The sequence below is a fragment of the Bacteroides sp. 41_26 genome (assembly GCF_949740115.1).
Lineage (GTDB): Bacteria > Bacteroidota > Bacteroidia > Bacteroidales > Bacteroidaceae > Bacteroides > Bacteroides nordii.
In genome coordinates, this window is the sequence record NZ_CATJGZ010000067.1 from 65,816 (window position 1) to 84,087 (window position 18,272).

Annotated in this window: 13 protein-coding genes; all 13 read right to left on the reverse strand. The window is 38.2% G+C overall.

The annotated features are described in order from the left end of the window. Window positions 1-140: 140 nt before the first annotated feature. The 13 genes from QX565_RS08800 to QX565_RS08860 all read right to left on the reverse strand — a co-directional run bounded on the left by QX565_RS08800 (window position 141) and on the right by QX565_RS08860 (window position 17,759). On the reverse strand, window positions 141-686 hold the full coding sequence (locus tag QX565_RS08800; RefSeq protein ID WP_002560123.1) for an IbrB-like domain-containing protein: 546 nt from the start codon (window positions 684-686) through the stop codon (window positions 141-143). Next, window positions 683-1,987, reverse strand: a complete 1,305-nt coding sequence (locus tag QX565_RS08805; protein ID WP_221650486.1) for a DUF3440 domain-containing protein — start codon at window positions 1,985-1,987, stop codon at window positions 683-685. Before QX565_RS08805 ends, QX565_RS08800 begins: the two co-directional genes overlap by 4 nt. Then, a complete protein-coding gene (locus QX565_RS08810) occupies window positions 1,984-2,379 on the reverse strand; it encodes a hypothetical protein (RefSeq protein WP_289292558.1) in 396 nt (131 codons plus the stop codon). Before QX565_RS08810 ends, QX565_RS08805 begins: the two co-directional genes overlap by 4 nt. A gap of 10 nt (window positions 2,380-2,389) precedes the next feature. Beyond that, entirely contained in the window at window positions 2,390-3,733 is a 1,344-nt protein-coding gene (locus QX565_RS08815) for a GDSL-type esterase/lipase family protein (protein ID WP_255585996.1), read from the reverse strand. A gap of 321 nt (window positions 3,734-4,054) precedes the next feature. Then, window positions 4,055-5,344, reverse strand: coding sequence for a BNR-4 repeat-containing protein (locus tag QX565_RS08820; RefSeq protein WP_289292559.1), 1,290 nt, complete (start codon window positions 5,342-5,344; stop codon window positions 4,055-4,057). 9 nt (window positions 5,345-5,353) lie between these two features. After that, entirely contained in the window at window positions 5,354-7,237 is a 1,884-nt protein-coding gene (locus QX565_RS08825; RefSeq protein ID WP_289292560.1) for a glycoside hydrolase family 97 protein, read from the reverse strand. Window positions 7,238-7,328: 91 nt separating this feature from the next. After that, the gene (locus QX565_RS08830) at window positions 7,329-8,858 is read right to left on the reverse strand and encodes a BACON domain-containing protein (protein WP_007485748.1); all 1,530 of its coding nucleotides are present in this window, start codon (window positions 8,856-8,858) and stop codon (window positions 7,329-7,331) included. Window positions 8,859-8,933: 75 nt separating this feature from the next. After that, window positions 8,934-10,355 (reverse strand): T9SS type A sorting domain-containing protein, encoded by a 1,422-nt coding sequence (locus tag QX565_RS08835; protein WP_289292561.1) that lies wholly within the window; start codon window positions 10,353-10,355, stop codon window positions 8,934-8,936. A gap of 51 nt (window positions 10,356-10,406) precedes the next feature. Beyond that, window positions 10,407-11,078, reverse strand: a complete 672-nt coding sequence (locus tag QX565_RS08840; protein WP_289292562.1) for a TonB-dependent receptor plug domain-containing protein — start codon at window positions 11,076-11,078, stop codon at window positions 10,407-10,409. Between the two features lie 79 nt (window positions 11,079-11,157). Further along, a complete protein-coding gene (locus QX565_RS08845) occupies window positions 11,158-12,285 on the reverse strand; it encodes a hypothetical protein (RefSeq protein WP_255585978.1) in 1,128 nt (375 codons plus the stop codon). A 2-nt stretch (window positions 12,286-12,287) separates the two neighbouring features. After that, window positions 12,288-12,995 carry a hypothetical protein gene (locus QX565_RS08850; RefSeq protein ID WP_221650494.1) on the reverse strand — a complete coding sequence of 236 codons (708 nt, stop codon included), beginning with the start codon at window positions 12,993-12,995 and terminating at the stop codon, window positions 12,288-12,290. 21 nt (window positions 12,996-13,016) lie between these two features. Then, window positions 13,017-14,546 (reverse strand): RagB/SusD family nutrient uptake outer membrane protein, encoded by a 1,530-nt coding sequence (locus tag QX565_RS08855; RefSeq protein ID WP_221650495.1) that lies wholly within the window; start codon window positions 14,544-14,546, stop codon window positions 13,017-13,019. 21 nt (window positions 14,547-14,567) lie between these two features. Further along, window positions 14,568-17,759, reverse strand: coding sequence for a SusC/RagA family TonB-linked outer membrane protein (locus tag QX565_RS08860; protein WP_221650496.1), 3,192 nt, complete (start codon window positions 17,757-17,759; stop codon window positions 14,568-14,570). Window positions 17,760-18,272 lie beyond the last annotated feature (513 nt).

Genomic DNA, 18,272 nt, shown 5'->3' on the forward strand with positions numbered 1-18,272 from the left:
AATTTCATTTTACGGGACACACATCATTAAAGATTTACACATAAAGCAAAAAATAATAGATACCTTATTTCGCTAAAACAAGCAGCTCCTTGTATTTCCGGAAATACAAGGAGCTGCTTATAAATATAAAAAATAATATTTTAAACCACAGTACTCTCTTTTGAATTGAGGGGAGACTCTCTTTCCGGAATACTAAATTCATTGTTTGCAAACAAATCAGCCAATCCGGAAATCTGTTTCAAACGCAGCAATTCATCCCTATCCATTCCAATATTCTTCATAATCCATTGATCAGACATACCAGCTTTATCCAACTCAGCAACAATGTGACACATCAATTCAATATTATGGGCACCTCGGGCACGGTTATGACGAATCGTAGAACTCATTCGATTGGATAAATCTTTGTCGATAACTACAATCGGCAACAAACCGTTTTCACGTTGGTAAATACGTTTGGATGTTTTCAGAACAGAGTATCTATGAAAACCATCTACCAGAATATACATATCTTTTTCTTTATCATAATAGCACACACAGGGCATAGTGAACCCATCTTCCCAAATAGATAATTCTAATAACTTCATTTCCGGCGGAGCAACTATATTGGGATTATAATCATTAGCAACCACTTTGTCTACAGGCACAGCTCTCACATCATACACAGGACTCTTTTTACAACTCATTGCAGAATATTTTTATATTGTTCCATTATTTGACTTCTCTTACTAATCTCCTCTTTTGTTGGCGAAAATCCCATATACTTACAGGCATGGTCATTTTTCAGAATACAGATACACATACGTTTATAAGTAGGAATTTCTCTGAATTCTGCAATATTGATATCATCCTGATATTCCATCCGAACAGGTTTCTTCACTGTTTTATAATTACTATTATCCATCACAATAATAGGAACTTTCGCAGCAATCAGTTTTTGTATGGTTTCATCATTTAAGCATCCTCCTTTGGTACGCCAGAAATTGACACTGACTGATAGCTTCCTCAGGTATCCCTTACGCGCACGTTCCGGTAATGTAGACAAAAGAAAATACATAAATTCTCTCCAGGTATAACCTTCCGGAAGTTTTATAGATTGCCATCCCATAGCATGAGTGCCTCCATACATCCCTGTGAAGTTAACCCCATTCACACGTCCTACCATTTTTCCCCAGGTATTAGGATCAATAACCCGATAGAGAGACAAGCTCTCTATAGCCTCGCCGATAAAAGGACTGGCTACCCGCTGACGCTCTATATTCACTCCGGCACGATAATACAAATCATACAAGATGTTGTAATCCCAATGGAATTTTCCATTGGCGGTCCATACATCTGTTGTCTTCCAATCGAAAATAGGATATGCATTATAAACATCATTTGCCACTTTAGAAGTCCAACGATACGTATGGTACATCTGATATTTACGATTCAGATAAATGCACCTCCACCGATTGAAACTTTCCTGGGTACGTATACCAATAAGGCAACAAGTACGCACTGCATCTTTTTTATCATGTATCCATTTGGCAAAACGCATCTGAAATTCATAGTCCCACATCTGAGCATTATAAAAAGGAAAATCCTTCTCCGTCATTGCATCTTTCGGCATAGGGCGTACCCACAGTTTCTTCTTCCCTTTTTCCCATGGACGCCAAAAAGACTGATACATCGATGTACAGGTTGCCACACGGAAAGGAACGCACACGCGATATACATCAATAATATCTTTATTAGCCTCAATCATGCGGTCCACATAGTCAATAGTCATCTTATACTGTATTTCATAATCCATATGAAATACTCCGATACGTACATTCAAATTGTTACGACGTATGTAATCAATACATAGACTCAAAAGTACACCACTATCTTTTCCTCCCGAAAAGGAGATATACACATTATCAAACTCTTTAAAAATCATGCGCAAACGTTCCTGCGCCAATTCATATACATTCTTCTTTACCTCTACTTCTTTTTTCTTCATTCATCCCTCCGCATTTTTACATATAGTTTCCAGGCTTTCTCTACTATGAATCCGTGTTTTTCAAAAACAGCCTGATGCTTTACCTGAACTATAGCAACCAACGTTTTGTCTGTATCAAAAGCTGCTATAGCATCCACCAGCAGAAGAGCAAGAGCCTCTTCCTGGTCTTTTCCTATATAATAATTATTAATAATAGCTTCTTTCCCTCTTCGTTCTACCGGAAGAAATCCGACCACATGTCTCCCACTTGCGGCAATAAACCAGGTAAACTTATCAGTAGTTTTAAAAGGGTAATTGTTATTCATTTTCAGTACTTCAGGATCCATAACTAATGGAGCCACAATTTTATAAAGTTGTTTGTCTGTTCCGTGCAGCTGTATCGTTTGTATCATAATAACTTTTTTATTCTTTTACTATTCCATACACAGTTTTCGCTATTATCTCTGCACCTTTTTCATTTGGATGGACTTTATCTGGAAAAAGTTCGGGTATCCCATCCATTGCAGTATGCAAATCTATCACCGATAACTTATTCTTTTTAGCCAACTTCTTTATCATCGGAATAATTTCATTCACAATTGTCTTATCACTGATTCCATAATTATCATATGATTTAGACGGATAGCACAAATATATCTTCGGATGAGCAGTAAGTTTCCCAAATGCATCAATCATAGTCTGCATATCTTTTGCAAACTCATCTTTGTGAACCCAATTATGAGGCTTACTATCATTCGTTCCTAATTTGATAACAACAATATTCGGATTAAATGCCAGCGCATCTTTGTATTTTTGCTCCTTCATATACGGATGATCCCCTTTATTCAGCATAGTACGTGATCCTATTCCAAAGTTTTTCACCCAATATCCATCACCCAGCATACGTCCCAGAATAGTTGGATATGCATCTTTTTCCGGATTTCTCAAACGCGATCCATAGGTAATACTATTGCCGATACATGCCACACGTATAGCATCTTTACGAGGTGCTTTAAATGATCGTAACCAGGCAGAGAGTTCATCTAACACCAGATTTTTATATATAAAATCTTCACGGATTCCCCATCCATGGCCACCGGAAGGATAGACATGAAGGGCAGCCGGAACACCTTTCTTATTCAAAGCCAGATAATAGTTCACACCATTTGCAGGAGGAACCGTCTTATCATCATCACTATATACAATAAAAGCACGAGGAGTATCTTTGGTCACTTGTTTTTCATTAGAGTATTGTTCCTCCAACTCAGCCGGAGCATCTTTCCCCAAAAGGTTATCATGTGATCCCATATGAGTGTAACTCTTATCCATTGTTATAACTGGATAAAACAATATCTGAAAATTCGGACGTAGTTCAGGTGAAGTATGTGTAGCAATGGTAGAAGCCAAATGTCCACCGGCAGAGAACCCCATAATACCAACATCGTTCGGGTTTATATTCCATACATCTGCACTATCTCTCACCATCTTCAGAACCTCTTCCGCATCAGAAAAAGGAACTTCTTTATGTCCTCCTTTCGGCATACGATACTTCAATACAACCAAGGCGATTCCTTGCTTATTAAAAAAAGGTGCCCAATCATAACCTTCATGATTATAAGCAAGATGTGAGTAACTACCTCCCGGACAAGCAACAATCACCCGACCGGTAGCTAATTCAGGTGCGGGAAGAAAAACACGAATTGAAGGTTTGAAATTACCTTTTGATTCATCAAAAGGAGCACTATCCATACCGTTTGTATTAGGCATACCTTGTTGCCATAAATCGATATCAAAAGGTTTCTGTACATTTTGTGACTGCATACTTCCTCTCATAAATAAAATTAGTAAAAAGAATAAGGAAAAACGTAGCTTCTTTTTCATAGTTTATCCAAATAATAGTTTAAAATGTTACAATGTTTAATCAAGACACGCAAAAGTAGTCAAAAAGTGTCATAAAAAAAAGGAAAAAGAAAGTATATGCTTTTGCATATTAAAAATACGTATTCAGAGACAGAATACTAAAAAAATTCCCTTATCTCAAAATTGAGATAAGGGAATACACTCCGTTTAAATAATAGAAGAGGTAAATCATTCATTTATACCAGCCACATATACATCTCTGTTAGCGGTAGATAATGTCTTAGGAGCATCCGGTAACGGATTAGAAAACATCAATAATTTCAGTTCCGGACGGGCATTTTCTATCCAATAACAACGGGAAAGCGAAAAAGGAGTGATAATCTCTGCTTCTTTCTGTACACTATGTCCTCCGTCATTAGTAATAAAGGTAACTGCTCCCCTACCCATAGTAGCATAAATACGAAATGACTCGGGACCTAATTTCTCAATGCCTCTGGGTTCACCTTTGGCCTCAAAAGTAAGATGTTTCCACTCTCCGGCATCCCATGTAGACAACCGGGCTGCATTCTCTTCCGGATATTGATAATGTACAACAGGACATGAGTTATCACGATAGTGAACGGATACCTGTAACCCTGCAGAGTGTCCACGTTCCGGAATAGGAGTCTCCAGTACCTGGCAATATTTATCCGACTCCTCATTATCAATGGTAGTTCCCAGATCTATTCCTTCTACATTATACATATGATCATTAGAAGGATCAAGATAAGCATAATATACATTTCTTCCATAAGTAGCATGAGCATGTTTACCCAATTTCTCGCCACAAATAGTCCAAGCTATATGAATGCGTTCCTTTTTCCCATTCCCTGCGGGTTGATAAGTAACCTGCCCATTATAAACCTCCATCATATTATCTGTAACACGGGGAAAGGGATCAATGACCATCTGGCGTATCCAGGTATTTCCTCCGTCTGTAGATTTCACAAACTGATAAGGCCTGTCATCCGAATATTTATTGGTTTGACGTGTATCTCTGTAAAACACATAAAATATTCCATCCTCCGTTAATATAGGAGCCGGATAAGACGCACGTTCTGCCTCATTTATAAAACGATCCGTCCATTCTCCTTCAATACTTCCCGGTTTAGGAGAAACAGCCATCTTTAAGGTAGAATTATGACAACCATAAAACAAAAAGATTCGTCCGTCAGTTCCACGTAACATTCCCGGATAATTATGTTTATCAACAAACGGAGAGCGTGCCACTACTTTTGTTTCACTCCACTGCCCCGTAGCATGATTATAAGCCTTAACAACCGGATGACTATCCGTAGACATCCAACATACAAACGTTTGATCAGCTTGCTCATCATAATATCCCACGGGAATAGGACGTCGATCAGAACGCATATTTGAACGTTCGGCTATAACTCTTACATCAGTAAAAACCTGTTGTGCCTGCATTATAAAACAAAATGAGGTAGCAACCATTATTCCAATTATTTTCTTTATCATATCAATTCATTATTTAGATTTAAATCGAACTATATATCCTCCTCCATTACGCATATATCCTGTAAGGGAATCGCTATTTCTACAAAAAGCACGTTCTATTTTTATTGCTCCTGCATCAGTGGTCCTGTCATTCAAAACTGTAGCCTCATACCATCCCTCACCAAGGAACGAGAGAGGGAATTGAATTGTCTGCGCTTCTTTTCCATTGACCACGGCAAGAAACCAAGTATCACCACTACGCCGGGCGAAGGCAGCAATTTTCCCAATCTCGCTACAAGGTAGTACAATTGTCTCATCCCAAACAGCCGGTATGTCTTTTATTACATCCACTGCCGGATTATCAAGTATAGTTTGAGGATGCGCACCGAAAAAGATAACAGAAGAATTGAATATCAATGCTGTCGCTATCTGATGTACCCAGGATGTATCTAATTTCCTGTCACCAAATATCATTGGAGTGTAATCACCCGCTCCGGCAACCAATCGGGTAAAGGGTAACGTAGTATTATGTGTAGCCCATTCGTATTGATTCTTACCATACTCCAAGCCGCGAATTCCTTCACGAGACATTTCATTCGGCCACGAACGCACCTCTCCTGTTGGTTTATCACTACCATGGATATTCAACATCAGCTTATGCTCTGCTGCTTCTTTCAAACATGCCTGGTAAAGATCAATAAACTCTTTGGATTCGTGAGAAAAAGCATCCAACTTAACCCCAACAATTCCTAACCGTTGACAACGATCAAAGAATTCTTTCCGCTTTTGAGGATCGCGCAGATCACGCCCATGCCTCCATAGCCATATCTTAACTCCAAACTGAGCGGAGTAATCAACCAATTCCTTAATCTGCATATCCGTCCACCGATACCAGAATGCATCAACCGTATTGTACTCAAATCCTAACTCTCCGGCAAGTTTTGAAAATTCTTTCATTCCCTCCAAAGTACGTTGGCCACCATCTAACCAACACCAGACAGAACGTCCCGGTTTGATCCATTCCGTATTCACACCTTCAGGAAACAATTTCTTATCCGGAGCTGGTGACAGATTAGTAATTAAGTCTGTATTTACCAATTCATTCAAATCTGAAGTAATAATCACGGTTCGCCAGGGAGTTATAATATCGCCTGTAATGACAGCCGGTTCAGACAAACGTTTGGCCTCTTCCAAACTATAGTCATGCGCAAACGGATATCCTGCCGGTTGTTCATGCCCCAGTCTGACAACAAGTCCACATTCCCCATCAGCCTGTAAAGACATACCCGGATAATTTCTGAGAGCAGATTCTGTAATACACACATATCCTTGTTTTTGTGGTAACTCAATTGTTACAGGAGGTGCTGCCCATTCGCCTTTACTAACACAATCTATTTCCTGTTTTTTATGGATGCCCTCATAATGTGCATACATATCATGGTAATAAATGTGGCTTCCCAAAGGTAACTTGAAAACAGTACTCTCTTCCGGAACATATTTATCCGTCTGAGTCCCTTTTACCAGAAAGCGAAAAGCAATCCCATCATTATAAGCACGGGCATCAATCGTATATAAAATATTATTTTTCTCATCCGCTACTTTTACTTTCATTCCATTTGCTTTATTTACCGCAAGCGAATGAATCCCCCGGATAGGGTACGTCTCATCTACTTTATAATATTCAGGAGAGTGTAAATGTATTGCCGATAATTTCTTTTCACCGGAAGAAAAAAACATTGGCGAATCTTCTAATACAGCTATCTCCCCTTTTTTTACATTAAAAAGAAGTTGCCCGGCATCATCTTTTATATTCAAAACAATCTTATTATCGGGACTTTTAATGGAAACTATTTGAGCTGCAACCTGTTGTACACCAAACAGTAAACAAAAACTATAACATAAAATATTTTTCATGTATCTGACATTATATATGAAAAGTTATCGAATAAAAAAAATGGGAACTATCTTTAAATATAGCTCCCATCTCAAACCAACTTATATCTTTCTAATCGTGGGCAGCAGGGCTCGGATTTGTATCTTTTTCATAAATTACAAAGTCAGCTAAATCAATTGTTTCATCTTTGATATTATTGGTTATCTGTCCTCCACTGCCTCCGTAGCTACGGTAGATACCAAATTTATTACGAATATTAATTGCCCCTTTCCGCCATGTATCAATATCATTCTGTGTATTGTCTATCAAAACTTTACCATCTCTGATACGAGTTATCACCAAGCGATACTTGCCATGATGATCGTATTTCACTTCTTCACTTACCTGTACCCATTCATCTTCAAACTCTTCTATTTTCACATTGTCTACAAACGTTCCCAGACTTTTGGTTCCTGCACTATGGTCAGACCCCAAAGAATGAATGACCTGTACTCTGCGATTGGTTCCATCATTGTTTCCACGAAGAGAAATAGTAATAACAGGAGCTCCATTGTCACCCTCTTGAGCCTTTAACTGATGAATATGGCAAAAACTTGTACTGGGTCGATACCCTTTAGGTATCTTAAATTTCCATTGTAATATTTGAGATTCTCCCCAGTTACCGTTCAATTTATACCAAGCTGCACTTGTTTGCGTTTTCATCTCATTACGCATACGGTCATTCATTGAACCACGATCGCCATCAAGAGCACTACTTGCGTGACTACTAAATCTAAATATATACTGATTGATAGTAGCATCAAACACTGTTTCAATATGGTCTACTTCATTATGGTCCTTAGTAGATGAATTTGGATGTTCTGAATAGTCCCAACCAAACTTTCTCATATAGGTATGTACATCCGCATACCCCTTACCAACCAAATCCGCACTTCCCTTCATGCTTCCTTGTAAAGTGTATCCCATCTGAATCGGATCATTAGGATCAAAATTTTCAGATTTCAACTGAATAACTTTAACGTTAAAATTGGATGCCTTTTTGTTTTTGTCTTTAAAGACAATATAACAGCCGCGTTGGGATCCTGTATTAGCCTCAAAAGCCAGTGTGAGTGATTTATCAGTTTTCGATTTTTCTTTTATCCAGCTCTGTTGTTCTCCAGGTATTTCATACTCCCAATCTACTCCAGCAGAACTCTCAACAGTAAAAGTATACTCTTTACCTTCAGCCGGTATATCAACCACCTCCATTGGAGATACCACCAAAGAAGCAGTAGCCGCAGCTTGGGAAATCTTTATCGGCTTTGTCAAATCAGTGTTATCCAATTTTACAATAACATTTGTCGAACGCGATTCAAGAGTAGTGTTTGCAACTATAGTAAGCACTAATTTGCCAGCTTGTATATCCGATGACTTAACTTTAACCCAATCTACCTTGTCATCAATTACTGTAGTCCAGGTAGAAGTTGCTTTCACTGTAATATTTACGTCTTCACCACTTGCCTTAGCATTTACATCTGTGGGAGTAGTAGTCAGACTTGGAGTAATTGCTTCTTCCTCCTTGTCATCCGAAGAACACGAAGTAAACATCGACACAGACACAAAAGTCAGGATAACATATAAGAAATACTTTTTTAATCTCATCTTTCTCTATTTTTTTAAAGAAGCAGGGTTCTTTGACAAATCATATTCACCAAAGAACCCTGATAATTATTAAACTTATGGTATTAGTACTTTAGCAACAGAAGTACCAGCTTCATTCATAAAACGAACAATGTAAATACCCGATTCAAGATTAATAGGAGCACTACCATTGATAGTAAGCTCTGTTATCTTAGCACCAAGCATATTGAATATACGGCACTCACCGGATTCTGCAATAACCAAACGTCCCTTTTCCACACTATAGTTAAATTTCGCGTCGGCTGTTGCAGTCTGAATACCTACAGGCTCAATTCCACCTAATTCGAAGGCACCCATACAAGGTTTAGCAGCACGAGTATAACCACGTTGGTCTACTGTAGGAATAGTTACGTCTATACCGGCAGGTGCAGTGGCAATTCCTGCTTTAGCAGCCATACTTTGCGTAGCATGTAAAGCAACTGTAAGTGTATTACCACCATTATCTTTCAATTCAGGAGCTGCATCATTTTCGAACACTTTCATCGCAGGGGTAGTCAAAATATTACCATTGCTGTCAAAGTTTTCTGCCAAAGCAGGACTTACTACAGTGGCCAAACAATTATATATGGTAAAATCACCATTGTTTCTTCTAATATCACCCGTCTCATTTTCATCTATATTATTATAGCAAATAGTGTTAATCAATGTATACATCTTTCCAGCATTATGACCATAAAATCCTCCTCCGTTAAAAGCACGATTTCCAGTAAATGTACAGTTAATAACTTTACAGTCCATACCTGTATAGATTGCACCACCACGACCTAATGCCGCACTATTACCATAGAATGTACAATTTGTGAACAAAAATGAACCTCCGCTACCTGTTGTACCAATAGCTCCTCCTCCTTTAGAACTGCCACTGGCCGATTCATCTGAACTGTTGTTTGCAAATAAGCATTTATCGGCTATCACATTCACACCTCTTCCATTGAAGAGTGCACCACCACCATTAGCGGCTCCTGTCACAACACAATTACTGATTTCTACATTTTCCAGTCTCAAAGTAGCAAACCGACTCGGATCAGATGGGTCACCATCTAATTTTGAGTTCCCCAATTTAAAGCCTGCCCCATTTCCTGCATAATTAAAATTAGTTACAATTATATTCCGGATAGTAACATCCATCAGATGAGCATTAGAGCCTAATCCACTAAAAAAAGGAAAATTATCACCATTACTGGTAAAGGTTATTCTGTTACCGGTTGCTTTGTTGATGCCATCTATTACAAAAACCTTTCCTTCTCCATCACTTAATCCGGAACTCCCTTCAAGTACAATTTCATCTCCATCAGGAATATTAAAAGTCAACACATCTCCACTCTGCAATGCCTTCATTTCAAAGCGGAATCCTCCTTCTGTTTCCGCATCTCCTGCAAGAGAGGTTACCACTCTTTCTTCTGCAGATAAATTAGCAGTAAATAAAGCTGCCAATAAAATTAAAGTACTTTTTTTCATGATACTTGGTTTTAAATTAATAATTATAAAAAATAAAAAGGTTACATATTACTATTTCAGAGTGACAGCAATCACTCCATTGGCACCTTTGGCACCATACATATTACTATCCTTACTTATCTCTACCTTCTTTATATCATTGATATTCACATTATCCAGTCTTTCGACTTGTGTCCCATCCAGCAGATAAAGAGGAGAAGTATCCAAACTAATAGAAGTAGACCCCCGTAATTGTGCAGAGATATCTCCGTTATCCTTCATTACCACTGTAAACCCAGGGACTTTACCTGCTAAAGCATTAAAGAGATTACTTTCACCCGTAGCAACCAGTTCTTCACCTGTCACCACAATAGTACTCGATACCGAACGAGAACGCCGCAGACTACGTAACATTAGTTTCATGATTTCACCTTTATCTTCTGTCACTGAAATTTCGGGCCCCAAAACAATATTCGGATAGGCTATACCATTTACCGAAACTTGCACTTCTTTTTCTGTTTTGGGCAAAATAACTGTCAGTATATCTTGCAGAGTAACATTATTCAGCTGAAAAATACCATAACGATCAGTCTCGGCCTTTACGTCTTTAACAGATACCAAAGCTTTACGAATTGCCTTCCCTTTAGCATCAACCAAACGTCCTACAATAGTATCATTAGAATTCTGAGCAACAACGGGCCAGGAAAAAGCCAGAACAAAAATGAAAAGTAACAAATTTTTCATTAGCATATTGATTTATGATTTATACTTACCAGAGGAGGTTAATAAATCACCTCCCCCGGTTTCATAACCTTTTTAACAATCAATTACCTCCAAATATATCGTCACTATAGAAGAATACATTATCCAGATAAACTTGTGTCAATGGAGGATATACATATTTAAATTCCTTTATTTGGAAAACAGCATTGTCATGTGTCGCTCTCCACTGCTTCATCACATCACTTGTAGCAAGAGTTGTTGTTCCTACCATTGCTTTTATAGTATAGTCTTCACTGATCGCCAGACCAACTGTTTTGCTTTCTTCCACGTCATATTTCAACAGATTATTCTGTATTTTTACCGGTACTGCCACCCAACCCGTTTGAACCGTAGGACGTCCGTTTTCTCTGTCAGCTTTCAAGGTCCACTGGAAACGTATAATAGCATCAAACTCATCGGCATTGAAACTTACCGGATTACCATTTACATCTGTATAAATGTTAGTTCCCCATGGTACTGCTGCCAGAATATGGTTCTTAGGCCACCACTCAAAACGGACTTCACTGATAAAATAAGTAGTCGTAACATCTACAGAGGGCGTATTTCCTGAGACAGCAACTGCGCATGCATTCTCACCATATACAAACTTAACAGGATCTACCGGATATTTAGGATTATTTGTATTGGTCGCTCCTCCTACAATACCACAATCAAATCGAGTGGACATCGGTGGGTAAAAATCCTTCTGATTCAGATTATAACGTACTTCACCATAATTCCGGGTAGTAGCATTAGGTGTTGTGACATTCAACTGATAGCGTCCGTCACGAATCTGAGTCGCAGAATTTGAGTTAGACCATCCTGTTGCCGTTGTTCCTCCAAAACGATCAAAGAACAAACCATTTACCCAAATCTCAGCTTGACGGGTTTCTTTTGCCCCACCACAGGTTACAGTACATTTAATCGTATATCTGCCCGACTGTCTCGGTGCTTTCCACTGATTCATTGTATACCCCTGACGCTGTAACAAAGTTCCCCCGTTACATTCCCAATAATAATCGGCTTTATCCGGATCACTCATTCTCACAGACATACCGACATTAACAGTTTCTCCGGCAAAAAATTCTTCACCAAACACCTGCAAAGAGTCTATTTCAACATAATCATCATCGCAAGATGCCATTAAAGCCACAAAGGCTCCCATCAATAAATATTTTATTCTTTTCATAATCATTTTGCTGCATAAATAGGAATAGATACTAATTCTTTATCTGTAGGATACTGCATATATTTATCCATCACGTGAATATATGATCCGTTAGGACTTTGCAGATTACTGGTACGAGGTTTTGTTTTCAGCTGAAAATGATCTTCGTAGTTATTGAAATAAATACTTAGAGCACCTTCTTTCAACATTTCGACAGCCATGTATCCATAAGGAGAATCATATTCTGTAGGGAAGAATGTTATAACTCCTTTTGTCAAATCAGTCAGTTCATAATACGAAAGAGCTTTCTTTATAATATGATACATAATCATATTCTTCACTGCGGTTTTATCCAATTCTTCCCAGCTGGTAGGAATAATCAACTGCTCCGGATTAAACTCGTCCGGATAAGCATTCTCATTCCAGAAACTCCGGTCACTGCTATTGGATGAAGTCAATGCCGTATTCGTCAACAACAGATAGGTTCTATCAGACTGTTTGAATAATTCCGGATCAACTCCCGAATATTTAATTGCTTCTATCAGAGACGAGAACAAGTCGGTACGCGAATTCATGAAATCCCATGCATTCATAGTAATCTGATTATCATAGGTTCCTTTCTCTGAATCATAGTCATAAGGAGTTTGCACATCCAGGCCAAATAACTCACAACTTGTAAATGTGAATATTGGAATTACCAATAAGGCTATATTTAATATTATCTTTTTCATTATATACACTATTTATTATCATTATTCTGAATAAGGAGGATTCTGATGCCCTACCAAAGTTGGATTGGACGTAAAGACAGACTTAGCTATCGGGAAACGAACCCGTCTTAAATCACTGCCAAAACCTACAGGTTCTTCACCACGCATTGCTTGAATATAAGATAGATGCGGATCCAGTATTTCATTCACATATCCGGTACGTATAATGTCAAACCAACGCTTAGGTTCACCATAAAATTCCATCTGACGTTCATCCAATACCAGTTTTTCCAATGAAGACTGCGTCATACCAGTTCTTACCGGATAATCTTCTACCTTCGCAACAATCGTATTACCGCAACGACTACGTACCTGATTGACTATATCAATAATATCCTGAGCCGGTTTATTTTCATGAATCATTGCTTCTGCACGCAATAACATAACATCAGCAAAACGATAAATAGGTATTTCAAAAACACAACCGGAAGTAGCAGGAATATCAAATTCAACAGCAGGATCTGTAGACTTCACCGGGAAGAACTTACACAGTTTATTAGCCAATGCACCAGTACTTCCATAGATAATCTGAGAATTCCCCGGAGCTAAAGTTTGTTTGTCCAGTCCGTTATATATATTCAACGTATCTACAACTCCCCAGAATCGAACATCCTTTTTATCCTGGAGCATTCTTTGAAACAGCGAATTAGACAACTGATAATGAGCATTACCACCACCAACACCAATCGGACCACCATAACTATTATTATTATTTTTCTCAAAGTCCCATTCTATAGTGAAAATAGTCTCTTTGCTATTGGTAGGATCTGTAAATATTTTCTTCCAATCGGTAGTATTACTTACCATTTCATACCTTTTCAAAGCCAGTAAGTTATCCGATGCTTTCAATGCTCCGGCATAATCCTTTCGCCACATCAAATAATCTGTTTGCAATGCATAAGCAGCTCCTTGATTAAAATAGTAAACACCTTCATTACCCAATGACGAAATGGCAATTTTTAAATCATCCTCTATCACTTCATAGATAGATTCCAGAGAAGCACGTGAATTATATTTAGTATTCAAATCGCCATCCCATGACTTAGTAATCAATGGCACTTCACCCCAAACACGTATTGCATAGAAATACATCAAAGCTCTTAAGCCATGAAATTGCCCCAGATATGATCCGGTCACGTCTTCAGAAAGTCCCATTTCAGGGATATTCTCGATAGCCAGGTTACACCGGTTTATGACCTGATATAATTTTTCCCAGTCGCAATAACTTCCATTTGAATCCAAAGAGTTAAGTTGTAAAGCAGCATTGGCATACAGAGTTATGTAATAATCATCTGAACGTAATTCACCCCAAGCCAACAAAGTACTTGATACAATTTTCTGTACTCCATTATATGTACCGGCTCTCCATGCTTTCAGATCCGACTCACTGGTCCAGTAAGCTTTATTGCTCAAATCAGCTATCGGAGTTTTAGTCAGGAAGTCCTCACAAGAAGAGAAGAGAGACATCCCCGCTAATAAAACTGAACATGATAATATTTTAAAGTTTTTCATTTTCATTATAGTTTTAATCATTTAGAAACTTACATTTACACCAAAACCAAATTCACGTTTTTTCGGATACTTCTGTGAATCATTACCAGGGTTCAATACGCCTCCGGTAGTAATTTCAGGATCGTAGCCACGATAGTTAGTCCAAGTCAACAAGTTAGAACCATAGATATAAATCTGTGCAGACTGCAGATATGCTTTCTTAGCATATACCGAAGGCAACTGATAGCTTAAACGTACATTCTGCAAACGAATAAATGAAGCATCCTCAAGATAGTTACTACTTAGGGTACGACTGTTTTCGGTAGTACGTGCATTCTGTCCCGGAGTAAACCAATTAGTGATATGTCCCTGATATCTCCATCCCTGAAGAATTCCACAAGGAGCCGGATTGGAAGTGTTATCGCCATAACTTGTCAAATCACGTAAAAGTGAATTGTAAATCAGACCACCATGACTCATATAAAATGAGAAGTTCAAAGTAAAATCTTTATATTTCAATGTATTATTCCATCCTGCATACCATTTAGCCTGTGCATTCCCTAATATTTGTTTGTCACCGGCATCAATATTACCACTATGGTCTTTATCCTCCCAAATTACATCACCACCTTTACATACTACTCCTGAGGCCTTCATCTGATAAATTTCTCCTTCATATTTAGTACCATCAGCATAAGTATAGCCAAGCACTTCGGGACCTCCAACTTTATTTATTACTACGTTATTGTACTGGTCACGCTTAAATACCGGAATCAATCGATTCTTATAACCTTCATCATAAGCATTGTCTGCATCATAAGCATATACTCCCAAGTGTCTGTAACCATAAAAATTACCTGCAGCCATTCCCGGTTCAATCCACCAGTTAGTTTCAAAATCACGAGGTTCACCTACAATACTTAAAATTGTATTTTTGTTTTTAGACCAGTTAAAAGAGGTATACCATGAGAAATTACGTATACGAACGGGAGTTGCCGAAATATTGAACTCAAAACCTTCATTCTTCACTGAACCTGCATTCACACGCATACTATTAAACCCGATTTCAGTAGGAATAGCATCGTTATTAAACAAGCCGGTTGTTTTTTTCACATAATAGTCACCTGTAAATGAAAGTCTCCCATCAAAGAAAGTCAAGTCAAGACCGATATTCGTCTGCTTGGTTTCCTCCCATTTCAAATAAGCATTACCTACTGATGACTTAGGAATAACACCTGTTACCCCATTATAACTATAGTCCGGATCTACGGCATACAGCGTATAAGTATCATAATCACTTACACGGTCGTTACCATTAATACCCCAGCTGGCACGTATTTTACCATCAGTAAGTACTGTTCTCGACCAATCCATGAAAAACTCATCAGAGAATCGCCAGGCAGCAGATGCGGCCGGAAATACACCATAACGATTTTCAGAACCGAATCTGGACGAACCATCCCGACGGACAGACCCCTCTACAATATATCTTCCATAATAGTCATAATTAACACGACCAAACATAGACACCATACTGTTTCCATTTCCTGTTATAGAATATCCGGTCAATGTACTGGCTTGTGGTACAAGCATGTTCTTATTCAAATATTTCTCACTTTCCATGAGAGTCGTACGAGACATCTTATCTTCTATACTACCACCAATCATCACATGTACATTATGTGCCTGTTTAAAGGTTTGGGCATAATCAAGATATCCATCTATCAAATAATTCTTTTTCCAAATAGTACGGTCAGAACCTTTATCCCATCCGGCTTCCACTTCTTCCCTCTTCGTTTTGTTCACATTTGGACTTGCATATTGCTTACGGTCAGCATGACTCAACGAAACTGTTGCTTTTCCTACGAACTTGAAATGTTTAAGGAATGAAAGCTCCATAATCTCCGATAACTGTCCTTCATATGTGGTAGTCTCATCCGTACGCTCCAATAGTTCCTGAATCGGATTTCGTTTACCAGACGGACTTGATCCATAAGCAGGTACCAAAGTACCATCCGGATAATAAAGAATCGATTCGGTCGGTCGCCTGATCGCGTTATAAAATACACTACCCTCACTAATATTATTCTGTTTACGATAGGTTACATTAATATTAGTAGTGAATTTCAAAAATTTATAAGGTTCATAATCCACTTTAGTACGACCTGTAAAACGCTTTGCATAACTGGTCAGAATAATACCTTTATCATCAAGATATCCAATACTGGTCATAGTACGTACTTTATCACTACCTCCACTGATACTCACATTCACATCATGGCGAACAGCTGTTTGTGAAATCACATCCTGATAGTTGTTACTGGTAGTCCCCTGAATATTCACCGAGTCATTATTAGATTTGAACATAGCAAATGGATTCTTACCAGCTACAGACTGAATTGTATTTGCAAATATTTCACGCTCTGCACGATTCAACTGTGGAAGTGTATTAGAAAGAACACCATAAGAATTAAGATAACGAACATCTATACGAGGTTTACCGCTTTCACCGGATTTAGTTGTGATAATAATCACACCATTGGCAGCACGGGCACCATAGATAGATGTTGAAGAAGCATCTTTCAAAATATCCAAAGATTTAATATCGTTGGCATTGATATGATCAATACTTTCAACAATTACTCCATCTACTACATATAGGGGTTCAGTACCTCCTGCTTCAAACGTCGAAACACCACGGATACGAATGCTTGATCCGGCCCCCGGAGCACCTGAAACAGCAGTAATCTGCACACCAGGAACCTCTCCCTGCAATGCATCCATTACATTTACCGGCTGTTTCTGCTCAATCTTAGCGGCATCTACATTGACTGCTGCTCCCGATAGATTTGCTTTCTTTGCTGTACCATAACCTACTACCACTACTTCATCCAATGCTTTGGCATCTTCGTGCATCACAATTTTTAAAGTAGACTGTCCCTTCCATTTGATATCTTGTGTGATATACCCCATGTAAGAAAACACGAGTGTCTGTCCTTGCTGTACACTTAGTTTAAAGTGTCCGTCCATATCAGAGATAGTACCATGAGATGCACCTTTCACTTTTACAGAGACTCCAATCATAGGTTCTCCTTCGGCATCAATAATAGAACCAGTCACCTGGCTTTGTTGCGCATATAATTGAGATGTACCTCCCAACAATAAGCCAACAAATAACATAAATTTCCATAGCATACTGGCTATCGGAGATTCTTTTCTCACTTTTTCATTCATTTGTAGAATAATATTAGATTAAACATTAATAATTTAGAATAGAAATAACGACTACCCACCCATTATGGTGGATAAAATTGTGTTCTTCTTGTTTTCATTAGTAGTATAAATTTTAAGTTAGACTTAAATTAACAACAGGTGTTTTATCACTTTTAAGTTTTTTGATAGCACAAACATAAGCACATTCCTGGTAACGAATTTTAAGAAACATCTCAATTGCTTTAGAATTTGTATCAGCACTATCAATATTGCAAAACATCATTGATAATCAATATCTTAAATACAAAATTAATATTTGTGTGCGGACACACGAATATTGATACATTGTATTTTACAAACACAAAAATAGGTGATGTATGCTAAAAAGGCTTTCTAATTTGTATCAATGGCTTGTAAAAATGGATCAGCCACCATAAAAACTCTATTTCAATGTCTGTCTCTGTATATATCAGACCTATTTATAGCATTTACCAATAAAAAACTCCAGCCAGAGTGACAAGTTATGTCTCTCTG

Coding starts and splice junctions, on each gene's coding strand:
- QX565_RS08800 (WP_002560123.1), bottom strand. CDS start 686: ATGAGTTGTAAAAAGAGTCCTGTGTATGATGTGAGAGCTGTGCCTGTA.
- QX565_RS08805 (WP_221650486.1), bottom strand. CDS start 1,987: ATGAAGAAAAAAGAAGTAGAGGTAAAGAAGAATGTATATGAATTGGCG.
- QX565_RS08810 (WP_289292558.1), bottom strand. CDS start 2,379: ATGATACAAACGATACAGCTGCACGGAACAGACAAACAACTTTATAAA.
- QX565_RS08815 (WP_255585996.1), bottom strand. CDS start 3,733: ATGCCTAATACAAACGGTATGGATAGTGCTCCTTTTGATGAATCAAAA.
- QX565_RS08820 (WP_289292559.1), bottom strand. CDS start 5,344: ATGATAAAGAAAATAATTGGAATAATGGTTGCTACCTCATTTTGTTTT.
- QX565_RS08825 (WP_289292560.1), bottom strand. CDS start 7,237: ATGAAAAATATTTTATGTTATAGTTTTTGTTTACTGTTTGGTGTACAA.
- QX565_RS08830 (WP_007485748.1), bottom strand. CDS start 8,858: ATGAGATTAAAAAAGTATTTCTTATATGTTATCCTGACTTTTGTGTCT.
- QX565_RS08835 (WP_289292561.1), bottom strand. CDS start 10,355: ATGAAAAAAAGTACTTTAATTTTATTGGCAGCTTTATTTACTGCTAAT.
- QX565_RS08840 (WP_289292562.1), bottom strand. CDS start 11,078: ATGAAAAATTTGTTACTTTTCATTTTTGTTCTGGCTTTTTCCTGGCCC.
- QX565_RS08845 (WP_255585978.1), bottom strand. CDS start 12,285: ATGAAAAGAATAAAATATTTATTGATGGGAGCCTTTGTGGCTTTAATG.
- QX565_RS08850 (WP_221650494.1), bottom strand. CDS start 12,995: ATGAAAAAGATAATATTAAATATAGCCTTATTGGTAATTCCAATATTC.
- QX565_RS08855 (WP_221650495.1), bottom strand. CDS start 14,546: ATGAAAAACTTTAAAATATTATCATGTTCAGTTTTATTAGCGGGGATG.
- QX565_RS08860 (WP_221650496.1), bottom strand. CDS start 17,759: ATGAATGAAAAAGTGAGAAAAGAATCTCCGATAGCCAGTATGCTATGG.